This is a genomic window from Microcoleus sp. B3-D7 (assembly GCF_036705305.1).
Classification (GTDB): domain Bacteria; phylum Cyanobacteriota; class Cyanobacteriia; order Cyanobacteriales; family Microcoleaceae; genus Microcoleus.
In genome coordinates, this window is the sequence record NZ_JAUBUE010000005.1 from 98,443 (window position 1) to 116,051 (window position 17,609).

General features: G+C 45.9%; 11 protein-coding genes. 6 read left to right on the top strand and 5 right to left on the bottom strand.

Annotated features, from left to right (window positions below):
- Positions 1-313: 313 nt before the first annotated feature.
- The 3 genes from rppB to rpmB all read left to right on the top strand — a co-directional run bounded on the left by rppB (position 314) and on the right by rpmB (position 4,306).
- Complete coding sequence (gene rppB, locus QUB25_RS05945; RefSeq protein WP_333182365.1) at positions 314-1,645, top strand: two-component system sensor histidine kinase RppB; 1,332 nt, start codon at positions 314-316, stop codon at positions 1,643-1,645.
- 264 nt (positions 1,646-1,909) lie between these two features.
- Positions 1,910-3,898, top strand: a complete 1,989-nt coding sequence (gene htpG, locus QUB25_RS05950; RefSeq protein WP_333182366.1) for a molecular chaperone HtpG — start codon at positions 1,910-1,912, stop codon at positions 3,896-3,898.
- 171 nt (positions 3,899-4,069) lie between these two features.
- Complete coding sequence (gene rpmB / locus QUB25_RS05955; protein ID WP_015177569.1) at positions 4,070-4,306, top strand: 50S ribosomal protein L28; 237 nt, start codon at positions 4,070-4,072, stop codon at positions 4,304-4,306.
- An 84-nt stretch (positions 4,307-4,390) separates the two neighbouring features.
- Here rpmB and QUB25_RS05960 read toward each other — a convergent pair whose 3' ends face one another.
- Positions 4,391-7,360 (bottom strand): adenylate/guanylate cyclase domain-containing protein, encoded by a 2,970-nt coding sequence (locus QUB25_RS05960; RefSeq protein WP_333182367.1) that lies wholly within the window; start codon positions 7,358-7,360, stop codon positions 4,391-4,393.
- A gap of 175 nt (positions 7,361-7,535) precedes the next feature.
- Entirely contained in the window at positions 7,536-9,341 is a 1,806-nt protein-coding gene (gene proS / locus QUB25_RS05965) for a proline--tRNA ligase (protein ID WP_333182368.1), read from the bottom strand.
- Between the two features lie 85 nt (positions 9,342-9,426).
- Between proS and QUB25_RS05970 the strand changes: the two genes are divergently transcribed.
- Both QUB25_RS05970 and QUB25_RS05975 read left to right on the top strand, forming a co-directional pair.
- Positions 9,427-9,732 carry a hypothetical protein gene (locus tag QUB25_RS05970; RefSeq protein ID WP_333036600.1) on the top strand — a complete coding sequence of 102 codons (306 nt, stop codon included), beginning with the start codon at positions 9,427-9,429 and terminating at the stop codon, positions 9,730-9,732.
- A gap of 515 nt (positions 9,733-10,247) precedes the next feature.
- Positions 10,248-13,418, top strand: a complete 3,171-nt coding sequence (locus QUB25_RS05975; RefSeq protein ID WP_333182369.1) for an MFS transporter — start codon at positions 10,248-10,250, stop codon at positions 13,416-13,418.
- Between the two features lie 86 nt (positions 13,419-13,504).
- Here QUB25_RS05975 and QUB25_RS05980 read toward each other — a convergent pair whose 3' ends face one another.
- On the bottom strand, positions 13,505-14,092 hold the full coding sequence (locus QUB25_RS05980) for a Uma2 family endonuclease (RefSeq protein ID WP_333182370.1): 588 nt from the start codon (positions 14,090-14,092) through the stop codon (positions 13,505-13,507).
- Positions 14,093-14,380: 288 nt separating this feature from the next.
- On the opposite strand from QUB25_RS05980, the gene QUB25_RS05985 reads away from it, so the two are divergent.
- A complete protein-coding gene (locus QUB25_RS05985; RefSeq protein ID WP_333182371.1) occupies positions 14,381-14,857 on the top strand; it encodes an orange carotenoid protein N-terminal domain-containing protein in 477 nt (158 codons plus the stop codon).
- A gap of 225 nt (positions 14,858-15,082) precedes the next feature.
- Here QUB25_RS05985 and QUB25_RS05990 read toward each other — a convergent pair whose 3' ends face one another.
- Positions 15,083-15,757: an acetoacetate decarboxylase family protein gene (locus QUB25_RS05990; protein ID WP_333182372.1), complete on the bottom strand. Its 675-nt coding sequence runs from the start codon at positions 15,755-15,757 to the stop codon at positions 15,083-15,085.
- A gap of 279 nt (positions 15,758-16,036) precedes the next feature.
- Positions 16,037-17,518, bottom strand: a complete 1,482-nt coding sequence (locus QUB25_RS05995; RefSeq protein ID WP_333182373.1) for an S-layer homology domain-containing protein — start codon at positions 17,516-17,518, stop codon at positions 16,037-16,039.
- Between the last annotated feature and the right edge of the window lie 91 nt (positions 17,519-17,609).

Sequence of the window (17,609 nt, forward strand, 5' to 3'; positions counted from 1 at the left end):
TGGCACAAAGGTATGTAGTTGCGCTTCAGCGCTCTTTCCTAAGCTAAGAACGCTTAGCCGGGTCAAAATGAGTAACGAGCCTACTAAGTTTCAGCGTTTTAATTCTGAGTCCAAGCTCCCCCAAGCAATCTTCCTTGATTGAAGTCTCAAAAATCGGAACGTGAAATAGGGGTTTTTGGCTTTTTGTATGGTTCAGATTTAAGACGCCGGACAGGGCTAGCTAAGAGCGCTGAAGCGCAACTACATACCTAAAATATCGCCCTTATTTGTAACAGTTGGTCTTCGTTCTAAATTATATAAAATCTAAGTTTAAATGAATCAAAATAAACTATTTAACCGAACTCGCTGGCAATTAGCCATTTCCTATGCGGCTGTAATGGGTTTGATTTTAAGCTTGTTGGGATTTGGCGTATATAAGGCGATCGCCCACGCTCACTGGGTAGCCATAGACCGGGAATTAGAATCGGTAGCGGGGACGCTACACGACAGCCTAGAACTCAAATTGCAGCAGCCCGGACGCTTGGAGCCAATAGTAAACGAACTTTTGCCCAACCTCCGGCTAATTGGAGTTAAAGGCATTAAAGAACAGTTGCCAAGCCGCCATATTTTAAGCGCTATCAACCAAGGCTATTACTATATTCGTTTATTTGATTATTCGGGGAAATTAATTGCTACAGCAGGCGCTTATCCCGAAGAATTACCCCTCCAATTTAACTCCCAATATTGGCAAACAATAACTGACACTAAAGGCAATGTTTACCACCAAATTTCTGTAGCGCTACACACCCAAACACAGCAAGATTGGGGATATTTTCAAGTTGGCAGGAGCCTGCAAGACTTCAATGATTATCTCAGTACAGTGAAATGGGTTTTGAAATTAGGATTGCCTACAGCATTGATTTTGATAGGCTTTGCTAGTTGGTTGTTGGCAGGATTGGCCATGAAACCGATTTACTCTTCCTACCGACAAATTCAACAGTTTACAGCGGATGCAGCCCACGAATTGCGAACGCCTTTAGCGGCTTCGCAGGCGACAGTAGAATCGGCCCTGTTGACGCCTCAATTAGATGAAAAAGAAGCGCGGGAAATTTTGCGGACGATCGATCGCCAAAACCGACGGTTGACTCAGTTAGTTGCTGATTTGCTGCTGCTGGCTCGCATGGATAATCAGGCGATACGCGATCGCCCTCAATTGTGTTGTTTGAATGACTTGGTGAGCGATTTAGTCGAGGAATTGGCAGCAATGGCGATCGCTTCTAAGGTAGCGTTAACATCCTCCGTGCGAGTGCAGCAGCAATTAAATGTTGTCGGCAATTCCGACCAACTTTATCGCTTAGTTGCTAATTTAATTGTTAATGCCATTCAATACACTCCGGCGGGCGGGAAAGTAACAGTTATTTTAGATTGCAATCACATCGAGGCGATCGTTCAGGTTCAAGATACCGGTATTGGGATCGCGGCGGCAGATTTAGAGCGAATATTCGATCGCTTTTACCGAGTCAACAGCGATCGATCGCGCCATACCGGCGGTTCGGGACTGGGATTGGCGATCGCCCAAACCATCGCCCGCGCACACCGCGGCAGCCTCAGCGCCCGCAGCGAATTGGGTTCCGGCAGCACCTTTCTCCTGCAGTTGCCTTTGTGAGCTACTATGTGAGGGCAACTGACATCTTGCACCATGTTCGCTTAACAGGCTTTTCGGCCTGTTCCACAAAAATTGAAATATCTTGTGGGGAGTAGGGGTTGGACAGGAGAACCCGCCCGTGAAAGGCTAATTGAGAATTGTGCAAGATGTGGGGAAAACCGAATCATCTTTTTGTGGTAATCCCTTTTGCAGAAGAGAGCACGATCGCCGAAAATCATTAAATAGCTATTTCTAAGCAATTAGCAGTCATCAGAGAGAAAAATTATGACAGTTTTAGAACAGGGAACAATCTCAATCCATACCGAAAATATTTTCCCGATTATCAAGAAGTCGCTATACACTGACCACGAAGTCTTCTTGCGGGAACTAATTTCTAACGGCGTCGATGCCATTGCCAAACTCAAAATGGTTTCCCGTTCCGGCGAATACGGCGGCGACATGGGCGAACCGCAAATCAACATAGCGATCGACAAAGAAAACAAAACCCTCTCAATTTCCGATAACGGGATCGGCATGACCCCCGACGAGGTAAAAAAATACATCAACCAAGTCGCTTTCTCCAGCGCAGAAGAATTTATTCAAAAATACCAAGGCAGTGGCGACGACGCAATCATTGGTCACTTCGGCCTAGGTTTCTACTCTTCTTTCATGGTGGCGAAGAAAGTAGAGATTGATACTCTTTCTTACCAAGAAGGCTCCCAAGCAGTACACTGGTCTTGCGACGGTTCTCCCGCTTTTGAACTATCAGAATCTTCCCGCACGGAACGCGGCACTACTATTACTCTTACCCTCCAAGACGAAGAAGAAGAATATTTAGAACCGACTCGCATTAAGCAGTTAATCAAAACTTACTGCGATTTCATGCCAGTTCCCATCAAATTTGAGGGAGAGGAACTCAACAAGCACAAAGCAATTTGGCGGGACTCAGCCAGCAATTTGCAAAAAGAAGATTACTTGGAACTCTACCGCTACCTTTACCCGTTCCAAGACGAGCCGCTGTTGTGGGTACACCTGAATACAGATTATCCTTTCATTGTCAACGGGATTCTTTACTTTCCCAAACTGCGCCCGGATGTCGATGTTACCCAAGGCAATATTAAGCTATTCTGCAACCAGGTTTTTGTCAGCGACCACTGCGAAGAAATTATCCCGAAATTCTTGATGCCGCTGCGGGGCGTTATTGACAGTACCGACATTCCGCTGAACGTTTCTCGCAGTTCTTTGCAAAGCAATCGCACTGTGCGGAGAATCGCTGATTATATTGCGAAAAAAGTGGGCGATCGCCTGAAAGAACTCTACCGCGACGACCGCAACGAATACATTCGCTGCTGGCAAGATATCGGCACTTTTGTCAAGTTTGGAACTCTCAACGATGACAAGTTCAAAAAGCAAGTCGAAGATATCTTAATCTACCGCAGCACCTACGAGCCAACAGCGGACAAGCCAGAAACTGTAACGCCAGAAGTTCAGGTGCAAACTGAGGAAGGAGATTTGTGGCAAGATGTCACTCCGAAGTCGGAAAATTCTACTTCCACGCAGCCTTACACGACTCTAAAAGAGTATTTGGAACGCAATCAAAAACGCCACGAAAATCGTGTGTTTTATTGTACCGATCCGGCGTCTCAAGCAACTTATGTTGCTATGCACAAAAGCCAAGGTTTAGAAGTGCTGTTTATGGATTCTTTCATCGACACGCACTTTATCAGCTTCTTGGAACGAGAATACTCAGATGTCAAATTCTCGCGGGTTGATTCCGACATCGACGAAACGCTAATTGACAAAGAGAAAGAAGCGGAAATCGTCGATCCGGCGACGAATAAAACTCGCAGCGAACAAGTTAAAGAGATGTTCCAAAAAGCTCTCAATAAGCCGAAAGTGAACATTCGCACAGAAGCTTTGAAGTCTGACTCTGCGGAGGCAACGCCACCTGCGATCGTACTTTTGCCGGAAGCTTTGCGCCGGATGCGCGACATGACGGCGCTTTTGCAGCAGCAAGCCGCCGAATTCCCCGAAGAACACGTTTTGCTGGTGAATACCTCTCACCCGCTGATTCAAAATCTGGCGAGTTTGAGTCAGGGTGCGATTATTCAAGGCGGCAGGGAGTCTCCGTCGGCTGAGTTGGCGAGTATGATTTGTCACCACGTTTACGACTTGGCTTTGATGGCCCAGAAGGGTTTCGATGCTGAAGGGATGAAGGATTTTGTCGAGCGATCGAATCAAGTCTTGACAAAGTTGACTGAACGTGCAATGTAATTACCCCCCCCAACCCCCCTTGCTAAGGGGGGGAGTAAGAGTTTATTTCTATTGCTGAGCGGGCGATCGGGTGTTTTTTGTCCCCCCTTTAACAAGGGGGGCTAGGGGGGTTCTGCGCTGTTGCTATATAATAAAAGGCTGCACGCAAAAAACGGTAATCTGGAGCGCAATATGTCACGGAAATGTCAGCTAACGGGAAAGAAGGCTAATAACGGTTTTGCAGTTTCTCACTCGCACCACCGCACTCACAAATTGCAAGACGCCAATTTGCAGTGGAAGCGGGTTTGGTGGCCGCAGGAGAAGCGCTGGGTAAGATTGCACCTTTCTACAAAAGCGATTAAAACCTTGCAAAACAAGGGTTTGGAAATCATGGCGAAGGAAGCTGGAATTAACCTGTACAAGCTTTAAAAAACTTGGCTAAATTAAAATGAGGGCGATCGCACATTGAATAGTGCGATCGCCCTTACTTTTAGAGAAAAACCTTTACTAAAGCTATTTTCGGCATTTCAGTAAATAAGTAGTCATCTGGCCTTTGCCTTTAACTTCGATCGCGCCGCGACTTTCAAATATATACTTGTCCTGCAATATATCATAAATTGCAGACGTGACTTGAATGCACCCCGGCAAGCCGTGGGATTCCATGCGGGAAGCGGTGTTAACTGTGTCTCCCCACAAATCGTAAATAAATTTTTTAATACCGATTACTCCGGCGACAACTGGGCCACTGTTGATACCGATTCTGATGCTGAAATCTTGATTGTGGGTATGGCTGAAGTCCATAATTGCCTGCTGCATATCGATCGCCATTTGGGCGATCGCCTCTGCATGATCCCTGCGGGGCATCGGCAGCCCTCCTACTACCATGTAAGCGTCGCCAATCGTCTTAATTTTTTCCAATCCGTGCTTTTCTGCTAGGCGATCGAATGTGGAAAAAATGTCGTTAAGCAAGGAAACTAATTCTGGCGGAGAAATTTGGGAACTAATTGTGGTAAAACCGACTATATCTGCAAATAATACTGTTACTTCGGCAAAAGTATCGGCGATGATGCTTTGGTCTTGTTTTAATCTGTCGGCAATGGGTTGTGGTAAAACGTTGAGTAGGAGACGGTCTGATTTTTCTTGTTCTAAACGCAAAGCTGCCTCAGCTTGTTTACGAGTTGTGATGTCTTGAACAGTACCTTCGTAATAAAGCAAATTTCCGTAGGAATCGCGCACGGTATAAGTATTTTCTGAAATCCAAATTATGCTGCCATCTCGGCGGTAAATTTGAGATTCAAAATCCGATACTTTGCCTTGTTCTTCTATTAAGCGGACAACTTCGCCGCGGCGATCGGGGTCAACATAAAGTTGTTGGCTAATCTCAGTTAGTGTGCCGACCAATTCCTCGCGTGAACTGTAACCGTAAATGCGAAGCAAAGCAGGATTGGCGCTGAGATATTGCCCATCTGGGGTAGTTTGAAAAATGCCGACGATCGCATTTTCAAAAATGCTGCGGTATTTTTCTTCAGCTTGCCGCAGCGCTTCTTCAGCCCGCTGGCGTTCTCGCGCTTCCATTGCGAAAGTTACAGAGTCTGCTAGAGAAACAGCGAAACTTTGTTCTTCAATCGTCCAAAAGCGGGGCATTCCTACGTGTTCTAAACAGAGAACTCCTGCTGTTTCTCCGCCTATTTGAATTGGCGTATCTAGCATCGAAGTGATGCCCAAGGGAATTAGGTAAAATTCCGAAAATTCTTTAGTTCTAAAATCGTTTTGCGCGTCAAAGGCAGCAATTGCGCGTTCTTCTCGCAGTGTTTGAAAATAGACAGGATAGTCTGCTGCTGTTAATTTCAAACCGTGTGAGTGCTGGTTGAGAGTGCGATCGAACAAATCCAGGCACTCCATCTTGGATTTAGTGCGATCGTACAGCCAGACGCTCGATCGCGCAACTTCCAGAGTACGGCTAGCAGTTTCCGTTATTTCTTGAAGCGCCTTTGTTAAGTCGCCTTGATTCAGCGCTTTGTTTTTGGCTAAATCAATTAATGCCGATTTCTGTTTCTGTAGCTGAAGTTCGCTTTGTTTCAGGGCATTTGTCCGCTCTTCAACTCGGATTTCCAGCTTTTCATTGAGCTTTTGCAAGGCTATTTCAGCTTTTCGGCGATCGGTGATATCTGTCCCGATGCAGAGGATGCCCAAAAGTTTGCCCGCTGAATCAACCAGCGGTTTATTTGCCCAAGATACCCAAACGCGATCGCCACTGCGCCGGATACTTTCATTTTCATAGCTGGTAAAGCGATCGGGATTTTGTAAAATTTGACTATAAACCAACTCTAAGTTATTTCCTTCACAGTCCGTCGGTGGAATAATGGTTCCCAAGGCATTTTTTCCCAGAATTTCTTCCTCCTTATAACCAAAGAATTTTTCGGCAAATTCGTTAAAAAAAGTAATATTGCCGTTAGCATCCAATTTCATAATAATGCTGCTAGCATTTTCCACCAATTCTCGATATTTAATTTCGCTCTCCCGCAGAGAATACTCTGCTGATGTGCGTTCAGCTACTGTCGCTGCCAATAACAGCGAGGTAATCGTAATTACACCCATAAAAGCTTGCAAAAATAAGATAGCCTGATTAATATTGTCGGCTTTGGCTGTGAAGGGCCCCCCTCCATGAGAACTGCCAAAAATTGCGATGATTGAGACAATAAACGATGCTAGGACAGCGGCTCGCTGACCGAATTGAAGCGCAGCCCACATTATCAAAGGAAAGGGCAAATATTCCAGGGGATAACGAGAAATCGAAGCTTCATGTTTCGACTCAAATACCAGCCAGCTCACCCCGATCAATAATATTAACCAGACTACTCGCTCAATTAAATAATTTTTCTTTGTTTCTGTTGGTCTTTTTAAACGATATGCTGTTACTTGAGGACGAATTAATATTAAAATTAAGGGAGTAAAAATTAAAACTCCCATTGTGTCTCCCAACCACCAATTCCATCGAGCAGACCAATATTCGCTCCACTCTATTTTGCCAGCTAAATAGAGAGAAACTGCGCCAATAGTGCAACTGATTTGAGTAGCAATTAGACCGCCAAACAAGATTAAATTAATTACATCTTTCAAACGTTCGAGAGAGGGACGAAACCGGAACCAGCTCAGGGCAGTTACTGCAAAAACCGCTTGCAGAATTGCCCCGACGTTTCCTCCCAGCCAAACCACGAATATCTGTTCATGTGGGTTAACCAAATTGAGCAAAAATGTACCCAAAACTATGGCAGGCCAGACTTTACTTCCAAACAATAAAAGTCCGGCTTGTGCAATTCCTGCGGGTGGCCACACCGAGGCAGCAAAGGGATTGACACCTTGAATTGAAATTGCTAGCCTCGCCCCCACGGCGTAAGCGACAGCAACGACAGTTACTTGAACTAAGTACCGCCCAATTCGGGATTGAGGGAATCGAAGAAACTGATTGAGGTTCAGATTCATACCGAGTTTTAAGTTTTAGGGAATTTCACATTCGGTCTTTAAAGTTCACAGCAGAAAGAAGGAAGAGGGATCAAGCAAGAAGGAAGCTAATGTAGGGTGCGCAGTGCGTACCTTACCCTATACGTTGCGCGTTAATGTAGGGCGATGCACTCCGCACCTTACCAATTATAAAGGCTTAGTTGATGGCGGCTTCAATCCACTGTTTCAAGGTAGGATTTACTTCATCAATGAGAATTTCATGTGATTTGTGAGTTGCTCTTTCTACGACTTCAACTTTGCCTGCTTTCAGCGAACGACCCGGAACAATCCGATAGGGAATGCCGATTAAATCGGCATCTTTGAATTTAACTCCGGCCCGTTCATCGCGATCGTCGAGTAGGGTTTCAATGCCAGATTGGTTTAGTTCTGCGTAGAGTTTTTCGGCGACTTCTACTTGTTGGGCGTCGGAAATATTGGGGATGCTAATGATGGCGTGATACGGGGCGATCGCCACTGGCCAAATTATCCCGTCTTTGTCGTAGGATTGTTCTACGGCCGATTGAGCTAGCCGCGACACGCCGACGCCGTAGCAGCCCATCATAAAGGGCATTTCTTCGCCTTGTTCGCTGGTGTAGGTAGCGCCCATTGCTTGGGAGTATTTGGTTCCTAATTGGAAGATGTGGCCGACTTCGATGCCTCTGGCGCTTTGCAAGGTTTGTTCGGGGTTGTGCACTGCCCGATCGCCTTTTTTGGCCGTCCTGACACCCACAACCGTTGCTGGTAGCGGAAATTCTTTGTTCCAATTGGCCCCGACAACGTGGTATCCTGATTCGTTTGAACCGGTGACAAAGTTTGTCAGGTCAACTGCTGTGCGATCGACTAAACGCAAAAACTTAGAGTTTACCTGCTTGCTTCCAGCGATATAATCATCAGCAACATCGGGAGCCATATAACCGAGAGGTAAAGATTTAGCAGCCCATTTCCGCTGAGCTTCCGCATCCGGAACAGTCAAAAATAAAACTGTTTTAGCTTGATAATTGCCCGCTAACTTCGTCAATTCATTCAGCAACTTTACCTGATTCACATCTTGGTCGCCGCGAATGCTTACCAATACCAAGACTGTGATACCATTGTCGTAAACAGCTTGGTAAAGCACATTTTTGACAACTTGCGTCGGAGAACATTTCAAAAACTTGCAAAGTTTATCAATTGTTTCAGTTCCCGGCGTTTCCCGCTTTTCAAAAGTTGCAAAGGGCGACGCTTCGGCATCAGCAGGCATCGATACAGCTTTTTCCACATTAGCTGCATACTGACCGTCTTCAGTATAGAGAACTTCATCTTCTCCCGCTTCTGCCAACACCATAAACTCTTGAGAACCAGAGCCGCCAATTGCTCCAGAATCAGCATCGACTGCTCGGAATTGCAAGCCCGATCGGCGCAGCATATTGCTGTAAGCTTGAGCCATATCCTGATAAGTTTTTTTCAGGCTTTCTTCGTTAGTGTGGAAAGAATAGCCATCTTTCATAATGAATTCGCGACCGCGCATCAACCCAAAACGCGGGCGAATTTCATCGCGGAACTTAGTTTGAATTTGATAGAGATGTACGGGCAATTGCCGATAGGAACGAATCATATCTTTAGCAATTGTAGTAATCACTTCTTCGTGCGTTGGGCCCAGTCCCAATTCTCGCTGCTGCCTGTCTGTCATGGAAAACATAATACCTTCCGCTTGAGTATAGGTATCCCAGCGGCCGGATTCTCGCCACAAATCTGCCGGTTGCAATTGCGGGAGGAGACATTCTTGAGCGCCGGTAGCGTCCATTTCTTCGCGCACAATTTGAGAGACTTTTTTGAGAACTCTCCACATCAAAGGGAGATAAGCGTAAAGACCGCTACCGATGCGCCGGATATATCCGGCACGGAGTAATAGTTTGTGGCTGGGAATTTCTGCTTCTGCGGGGTCTTCGCGCAGGGTGACAAAAAGCATTTGAGAGAGTCGCATAGCTGATTTCCTTAAAATACCGAATGATTGTAATCTCAGATTAACTTCTGATATTATCAGACGTGAGGCGGATTTGATTAAATATATGAATAAAATTTGGCAAAACTACGAAAAAGGTATGGCAGTATTTGATAATTGTCACTCTCCTACTGTGCAATCTCAGTGGCTTGCTTTAAAAGATGAAATAGGAGAATTTGTTCGAGAACCTAATTTAAGCGAAATTTGGGATATTGTTCATGCTGCTGGTCGATTGTTTTACAAACTAACCGGAATTCCTTTCAATTTACTGGCCTATCCTACTGTTCGCAAACACAGTCAACGTTTTGAGGAGTACGGCTGTATTCGCAGCATTCGCAACTGTGAGGGTAAATGCTGCGGCAAAAATTCGTAGCCTAGGCTGCGACGCACCCGATATCATGTTTGTTGAATTGCCTGCAATTAGATATAGAAACCCTCGATCGCAACCGACTGCTTATGCAGATCCCTCCCTCGGAATTACTAGATAGCTTTGAGCCTAAAAATCAAACGAAATCCTCAACCAGGTAGCGTACTCTACGATATGTAGAGTGCATTACATCGCACTTTACTACTATTGATAATTGGTGGGGGTTGCCCCCGCCTCAAACTTGCCACTTTTATGCGATCTCTGCTGCTACCAACCCCTTAAAAAGTAATTTCTGACTTTAGACGGATTTATTTTTTAGCTTCCAGAGCCATAATAAGCAGTAAGGATGAGATCACTATAGAACTGAGTTACCACTCATCCCAATGTCACTAAGAAGGGCTTCCGTAAGATAAAGCCGAACCCAAACAGAACCTCATCTAAAGATTACAAACACCCCTAGAAAAAAGTTGGGGGCATTTTTCGCTATGCCGAGTTAGGCATAAAAATTAAGGAGGTAAATTATGTTTCAAAGCGAGTTATTAATGTCGCTGTACACTCCAAAACTCGATAGGGGCCAAATGCCAGTAGAAATGCCTGTACAAATGCCTGTACAAATGCCTGTAGAAATAGATGTGCCATTTGACCACCCCGATATCGGAGGGCTGATGTTTTTAAGCCCTCAGTTTTTCGTGGCATTAATCGCCGGAGTCATCATGGCTTTCGGCTTCCAATTCCTGTTAACAAATTTCTCGATCGCCGCCAAAATATCAAATTGGGACGAGGCTTTACCCGACGATGACGATGATGATGAGTCCGAAAGTATAGGCCGTAAAGTTCGCAAAATCGAAGGTTTAGTCGGGGGTTGGATTTTAGTCACCGTTAACCTGGCTTTATTTTTGGCTTGTTTTCTGGCCGTCAAACTAACTTCAATTGCCTCGGTAGACGGAGCGGCAATTATTGGTGTGGTAATCTGGGCTGCGTACTTTTTAACCCTGGTGTGGCTCGGTTCTAGCGCCGTCGGTTCTATGATCGGTTCCTTGATAAAAACTGCTTTTTCAGGCGTTCAAGGCCTCATGGGTACTGCCGGTGCAGCGATCGGCGGCAAGATGGCCAGCGACCAAATGGTCAACACTGTAGAGGCATCTGTTGCCGCTGTCCGCCGCGAATTGAGTTCGGCGGTAGACCCGGATAGCATTCGCGAAACACTGCAAGATTATGTGGGTTCTTTGCAGTTACCGAAATTAGATGTTAAGGAAATTCGCGGTCAATTTGAAAAGTTGCTGGGCGATGCAGATATCAAATCTCTTGCGGGAAGCGACGTTCTGAAGAATGTTAACCGCCAGACTTTTGTGGATTTAGTTAAGAGTCGCACAGACTTTTCTCAAGAGGAAATAACTCAAGTTGCTGACCAACTCGAAGGCGTTTGGAAGCAAACTTTTGGCAAGCAGCAAGAGCAGAAAGACCCGAATTTAGAGTTGGTTGATTTTCTCAAGTTTGCGGCTCCCGATTTGCTGAAGTCTGACGAACTCAACGCCAAGCTGTCTCAAATTCTGGAAAGTCGGGAAAACAAATCGGAATCCAGCAGCAGTGGCATGAAGCGAGCGATGCAGTTGGGTGTGGAAGCTCTTGTGGGCACTGTTTTGTCGCGGACGGATTTGTCTGATTTGGATGTTGAAAAAATCACTGGTCAGTTGCAGCAACTGACAGCCAAAGGGACGGAACAAGCTAAATCTTTGGCTTCTAAGGTGGGCGACAAAGTGCCTGCGCTGCCTTTCAATACAGCTAAGGCTGATGTGGAAAACTACTTGATGAATGCCCAACCTTGGCATCTCAACCGGGAGACAATCAAGCAAGAATTTAGGGATGTGATTTACGACCCGGAAGCCTCTCCTGGGGCCGTTTTGCGCCAGTTAGAGCTGTTTAATCCCGATTATTTTGTAGGGATTCTGAGCCGCCGTGAGGGGTTTGCTCCGGAACAGGTGACGGAAATTGCCGAACAGCTTGAAGGTGTCCGCCAAGAAGTGTTGGAAATAGTGCAAGCTGCGGCTGGTGAAGAACAGTCTCAAGATTTGCGGAGCCGGATTGAGAATTATTTGCGATCGACTGGCAAAGATGAGCTGAATCCTGAAGGTATCGAACGGGATTTCCAAGCGCTTTTGGAAGACCGGGATGCTGGTTTTGAGGCTTTGCGCGATCGCCTTTCGCAGTTTAACCGCGATACTTTGGTGCAGTTGCTGGGTCAGCGGGAAGATTTCAGTCCAGAGGAAGCCGATCAGTTAATCGGGCGGCTCGAAAGTTCCCGCGATCGCGTTATTTCTAGAGCTCAAGAATTGCAAGAGCAAGCGCAATCGAAAGCCCAAGAATTGCGGCAAAAGGTAGAAGACTATCTCCGCAATACTAATAAGGAAGAACTCAATCCTGAAGCGATCGAGCGCGAGTTTCAAACGCTGTTAAACGACCCGGAAGCTGGATTTAAAGCGCTGAGAGAACGCTTGTCTCAATTCGACCGCGATACGCTGGTGCAGTTGCTGTCACAGCGCCAAGACCTCAGCGAAGAACAGATAAATCAGGCGATCGACCGGATCGAATCTGTGCGCGACAACATTATCCACGCGCCGCAAATAGTGGCAGATAGAGCTAAGCAACAGTACGAGGAAGTTACTGCAAAAATTGGCGAGTACCTGCGGAATACAAACCTCGAAGAACTCGATCCAGAAGGTATCAGTCGGGATTTGACTAAATTGTTTGAAAATCCGAAAGAGGGTGCTTTGGCACTTCGGGAAAGACTTTCTCAGGTCGATCGCGAAACTTTAGTCAAGTTGCTGTCGCAGCGGGAAGATTTGAGCGAAGAACAGATCAATCGGACGATCGATCGCGTGCAAGATTCGATTCGCAGCATCGTGAAATCGCCCCGCCGCTTGGCCTCTCGCGCTCAAAAAACAGTCCGCGATTTCCAAGGCAGTTTGGAAAATTACTTGCGGAATACGGACAAGGAAGAACTCAATCCTGAAAGCATCAAACGCGATTTGCAGTTGCTGTTTAGCGAGCCGGGAATGGGGATGCAAAGTTTGGGCGATCGCCTGAAGCACTTCGATCGATCGACTCTGGTAGCATTGCTGTCGCAGCGGGAAGACATCTCGGAAGAGGAAGCTAACAGAATTGCCGACCAAATTGAATCTGTCCGCAACCAAATTCTCGAACAAGTTCAAATGGTTCAGGACAAGTTTCAGTCGGCAATGGACGGTATTTTCGGAAAAATCCGCGATTACCTCAATTCGCTCGATCGACCTGAACTCAACTACGAAGGCATCAAGCGGGACTTGCGTAAAGTGTTTGACGACCCGCAGGCAGGATTTGACGCGATTAAAGAGCGTTTAGGTGAGTTCGATCGCGGTACTTTAGTTGCCCTGCTGAGTTCTCGTTCCGATATTTCCGAGACAGACGCTCACCGACTTGTTGACCAAATGGAAGGAGCCAGGGACAGCGTTTTATTGCGTTCGGAACGCCTGCAAAATGAAACCAAAAAACGCATCAAACAGCTCAAGAACAAGGCCAAGCAGCAAGCAGAAGATGCACGCGAAGCGGCAGCAACTGCTGCTTGGTGGCTGTTCGGTACGGCTCTGACTTCTGTGGTTGTTTCGGCTTTGGCTGGAGCAATAGCAGTCAACGGTATTTCTGGTTTGTTTAGCTAGACTTTCCACGAGTTTGAAATAAAGTTCTCCTGATTCTAGGCTGGCTGTTTGCCAGCCTATTTTCTTTGGAAGAATATCAGAGTCCTTCAGGATTCTATAGTTGGCGGAAACACTCTCGATAAATCGAGCGCCAAGTCGTGAAAATAAGGCAGATTAACAGACTCGTTGGGCAGAAAAATCAGCGTCCTGCGATAACCAAATTGGCCAGGGGCATTCTGATACGGCTCGCTGTAACATTCCAAGCAAGTTTGTGATAAATTAAATATCCAATAGTTACAGATTCCGGCTTCAGCATAAAGGGGGAGCTTAACCTGTTTGTCGTAACTCAAAGAAGAATCTGCAACCTCAATCAGCAACAGTATATCCCCTGGACAGGGGTGAGAGGATAGATAGTCGTCAGGGCGATTTTGTACGAGCGAAAAATCAGGTTCAGGTTCGCTGTTTGTCGGTAAAACGATGGGAGATTGACACTGTAAAGTTGCCCGCTCTGCTACTATGGCGCTTAATTCCCGCAATAATCTTCTCCGACAGGTTTCGTGAGCGGTACCTTTAGCTGCCATTTTTAGAAGTTCTCCATTAATTAACTCAACTCGATCGTCCTCACCAAAGAACCCCAGTTCTGTCAGGCGGTGATATTCCGCTATGGTGAAGCGTTTTGCAGTTGCGATCGACATAACAGCCACCTAAATAGAGGTCTGTTGCGATTATAGGCGATCGTCGATCGGCTAAACAATGCTAATTACGAGTACAGCCCACAACAATCTTGTCAAATTTGCCTCATCCTTTGGTTGCAAATTTTCCCAATTTTGGTAAATTTACTCCTCGAACTTATGTCCGGGATCATCTCTGTCTTAAGCAAGATTCTAGCATCACTATTTATTAGGTACTTTAACTTAAGTAGCAAACAAAAGTTTTCTCACAAATAAGAAAACTGAGCAATACATATTATTTTGGAGGCTTGAATGACCTTTACTACCAGTGCTTACGACCAAGGAAAAGCAGATATTAAGCAGTTGAGTGTAGACGACCAATTAGGTTTGCTGTGGTTTGTTTACACCCAAATGGGCAAGTCAATAACGCCAGCGGCTCCCGGTGCTTCCGGTTCCGACATCGCTCAGGGTTTGTTCGATCAAGTCAAGCCTCTGCCCCACCAAGAACAACTACAAGTAATGCGCGACATTGCCTCAAAAGCCAATACTGAAATCAGCCGGATGTACGGCTCGATGAGTCCTGAAACCAAGCTGGCTTTTTGGTATTTCCTCGCGGTAGGAATGGACGAAGGAACTATTATTCCTGTGCCTCCCGACTATCAACTTCCCGACGCAGGAAAAGCTTTATTAGGAAAGATTGAGGGCATGGATTTCCAGCAGCAAATTGATTTCCTTCGCGGTACAATTTTAGACATGGGTGCTGAAGCCGCTCCGGGGGCTGGCATTTAAAAATAGGGCTTACGAAAAAAAACCCGGTTTGTAGGGGAATATGGGGTGCCGCAACGAGGCATCTAAGAAGAAACCGGGTTTTTAGCCTTTTGATGCGTAAGTCCTCAAAAAGATTAGTAAGTAGATCAAACTAATACCCCGCGCCAGAAACCCGGCTTCTTCAAGAAACCGGGTTTCTGGCTGTTCGGTTTTTTTAGGTTTACGGCGAATACCCGCACTTTACAGCTAATAATTGAATTCAAGGGATTTGTTCCCCACAACTTCCGGCGCAGCGACTGTTAAACGCATATCTTCGGAGCCAAAAGTTAGCAAGGGCTGGCCTAAGTTTAAACTGGCAAAAGGACTTTCTTCGGCCACTTCTAATTCGCCTTTAATCAAACCGATGCGAGACTGTAATCCTCCTTTAAACAACAGCAAATTGCTGCGGTCAGCGCTGAAAACATTTCCGCTAAAAGGCAGCGGTAAAGCTAAAGTTTGCTTGCTGTAATTGAGACTGCACAGTTGACGGTTTTCTTGGCGAACTGTGACGCGGTAGCCTAGCGGTGCTGCCTTTACCGACTCGCTGCCTTCCCAGGTAAATTGAGCTAATTCTTTAGGAAGTCCCCAAATTTCCCGTCCGCCGGCTACCGAGTTAGGATTGTCTACATAAATATGGGAAATCCAAGCACCCCATTTTCCTGCATAATTGACGATCGCGCTAACGACAATTAACTCATTGTACTCCATCACCGAACCCAACCCGTAGGAGGATATATAAATGCCACCTAGGGTTTTTCCTGGCAATAAAGAGACAATTTCTAACTCAGAGCGAACCAAGGGGCGCACTCGTGCCACATCTACCAATTGTAAAGTCTCAACAGCATAACCTTGCAGATTCCAAGGTGCAGATGGATATACCATTTTCAGTGATTAAATTTATGAGATTTTATATTTATTTTAGCTTGGCGCTTCAAAAAGCAACTATTTTTGGTATTTCTTCACAAGTTTTTAGTAATTTACTTTATTTAAAAAAATTAATATGTGACGAGAAATTGGATGAATAGTTGACGTGGGTTATCTGTTGTATGGGGGCGGGTTGAGTAATATTATTAGTAGGAATTAGATATTATTCGTCAAACCCGCCCCTACAGATATTATCCGCGTTAATCCGCTTAAATCAGCGGTTAAACACCTCCAAATCTACTTACTAGCATAACCCGTACTTACCAAAAACTCCCGCAACTTTCCAAAGAATTGAGTGCGATCGCGTCCTTGATAAACCCTCTCCAACAACTGCCAACCTTCCGCCTCCTGGCCCATGACATAATTGTTCGCCATGAATGCCGCCAACACCCCTTTCACCTCCCCATTTTCACTCAGACGCTTGTTAGATTCCAGCCAAAGCTCAGCAGAATTCGTGTATACTTCCACCGGATACTGTTTGCTAACATCTTGCATTTTACCTTGGCGGTACTGCCAAATTTGCAGCGGAAAGCGAGAATCAGCGTAATTTGTAAAAGCCTCGGAAAATCTGCCGTCCTGACTCTTAAACTCTGGGATATCATTTTTGCCAAAATCGACTATTTCGTAACTCACATTGCCCCAAAAATGCTTGATGTGACTGTACTTGTTAGCCCCCGATTCGTAGCGGTAAATAAACGAATAATTGCAGCATCGGACGCCGCTTTTGATTGACACTAAATCTGCCAGCACTTCCGGTTCTTTGTCCCCGTCTAAATCACGGATTCGCAGCGATAAAAAACGTCCTTCTGATATTTCTTCGCTGGCTCTTTTGTCGGGATTATCTACTAGAGAGCGAGTCGGAATCAGCACTGGTTCTTCTAATAAAGTTTTACCGTCGCGGATAATTCTGATGCGGAGATTTTTAGCATTTTCTGCTTCTTTTACGAAAGAAACTTCCGCCCGAACTTTCCCCGCTTCCGAGATTTCTGTTGTTCTCGGCGGGCCGATATTCGCCGGAACTTGGGCGATATATTCGGCAGGAACTAAGGCACTTTGGCCGGGTTTGGCGATCGCCTGACAGAAAAAAGTTGCGACTTCGGCGCGAGTAACATTCCGAGTAGGTTCTAGCTGTTTAACCGCAGGATAATTGACCACAAGTTGTTTTTCTGTGGCCGTGGCGATCGCACTTCTGGCCAGTTCCGGAATATCCCGCGCATCCTCAAAAGTCGCATCCAAAATCTCAGCCGCCGACCCCGTAGGTGTATATTTCAAGCCGCTGGTTAAAGCTACCAAAGCCTGCCAGCGGGTAATATTCAAAGTGGGGTTAAAGATACTGCCACTGTATCCAGACATAAAACCCGTCTGATAAGCTTCTCGAATTGCTTTAAAACCCCAGTAATTTGTAGGAATATCTGCAAAGTCAATCGGAGCGCGGACGGTTTTGGCATCGGGAAAAGCCATGCGAACCATCGCCGCAAACTCAGCGCGGCTGACGGGGCGATTCGGGCGAAAAGTGCCGTCTTCGTAATAGCCACTGATGATTTTTTTCTGCGCTAACTCCTCTATGCAAGCTTGCGCCCAATGGTCGTTAACATCCTTAAATTTGGCTTGAGCAAATGCCGGCGCTACATTCAGACCCGGAAACATTAAATTCCCGATGATTATCCCCAGGGCTACCAGTAAACCGATGATAGCTTGCCATCTGTGCGATCGAATCATAGAACAGACTCCTCTACTTACAAATTGGCGATTGAAACTTTCCTAAAATTTATATAATATCAGGTATATTAACCTGATTTAATACCATTTA

Bases quoted from the DNA above. Each gene is read 5' to 3' on its own strand.
- rppB (WP_333182365.1), top strand. From the start codon at position 314: ATGAATCAAAATAAACTATTTAACCGAACTCGCTGGCAATTAGCCATT.
- htpG (WP_333182366.1), top strand. From the start codon at position 1,910: ATGACAGTTTTAGAACAGGGAACAATCTCAATCCATACCGAAAATATT.
- rpmB (WP_015177569.1), top strand. From the start codon at position 4,070: ATGTCACGGAAATGTCAGCTAACGGGAAAGAAGGCTAATAACGGTTTT.
- QUB25_RS05960 (WP_333182367.1), bottom strand. From the start codon at position 7,360: ATGAATCTGAACCTCAATCAGTTTCTTCGATTCCCTCAATCCCGAATT.
- proS (WP_333182368.1), bottom strand. From the start codon at position 9,341: ATGCGACTCTCTCAAATGCTTTTTGTCACCCTGCGCGAAGACCCCGCA.
- QUB25_RS05970 (WP_333036600.1), top strand. From the start codon at position 9,427: ATGAATAAAATTTGGCAAAACTACGAAAAAGGTATGGCAGTATTTGAT.
- QUB25_RS05975 (WP_333182369.1), top strand. From the start codon at position 10,248: ATGTTTCAAAGCGAGTTATTAATGTCGCTGTACACTCCAAAACTCGAT.
- QUB25_RS05980 (WP_333182370.1), bottom strand. From the start codon at position 14,092: ATGTCGATCGCAACTGCAAAACGCTTCACCATAGCGGAATATCACCGC.
- QUB25_RS05985 (WP_333182371.1), top strand. From the start codon at position 14,381: ATGACCTTTACTACCAGTGCTTACGACCAAGGAAAAGCAGATATTAAG.
- QUB25_RS05990 (WP_333182372.1), bottom strand. From the start codon at position 15,757: ATGGTATATCCATCTGCACCTTGGAATCTGCAAGGTTATGCTGTTGAG.
- QUB25_RS05995 (WP_333182373.1), bottom strand. From the start codon at position 17,518: ATGATTCGATCGCACAGATGGCAAGCTATCATCGGTTTACTGGTAGCC.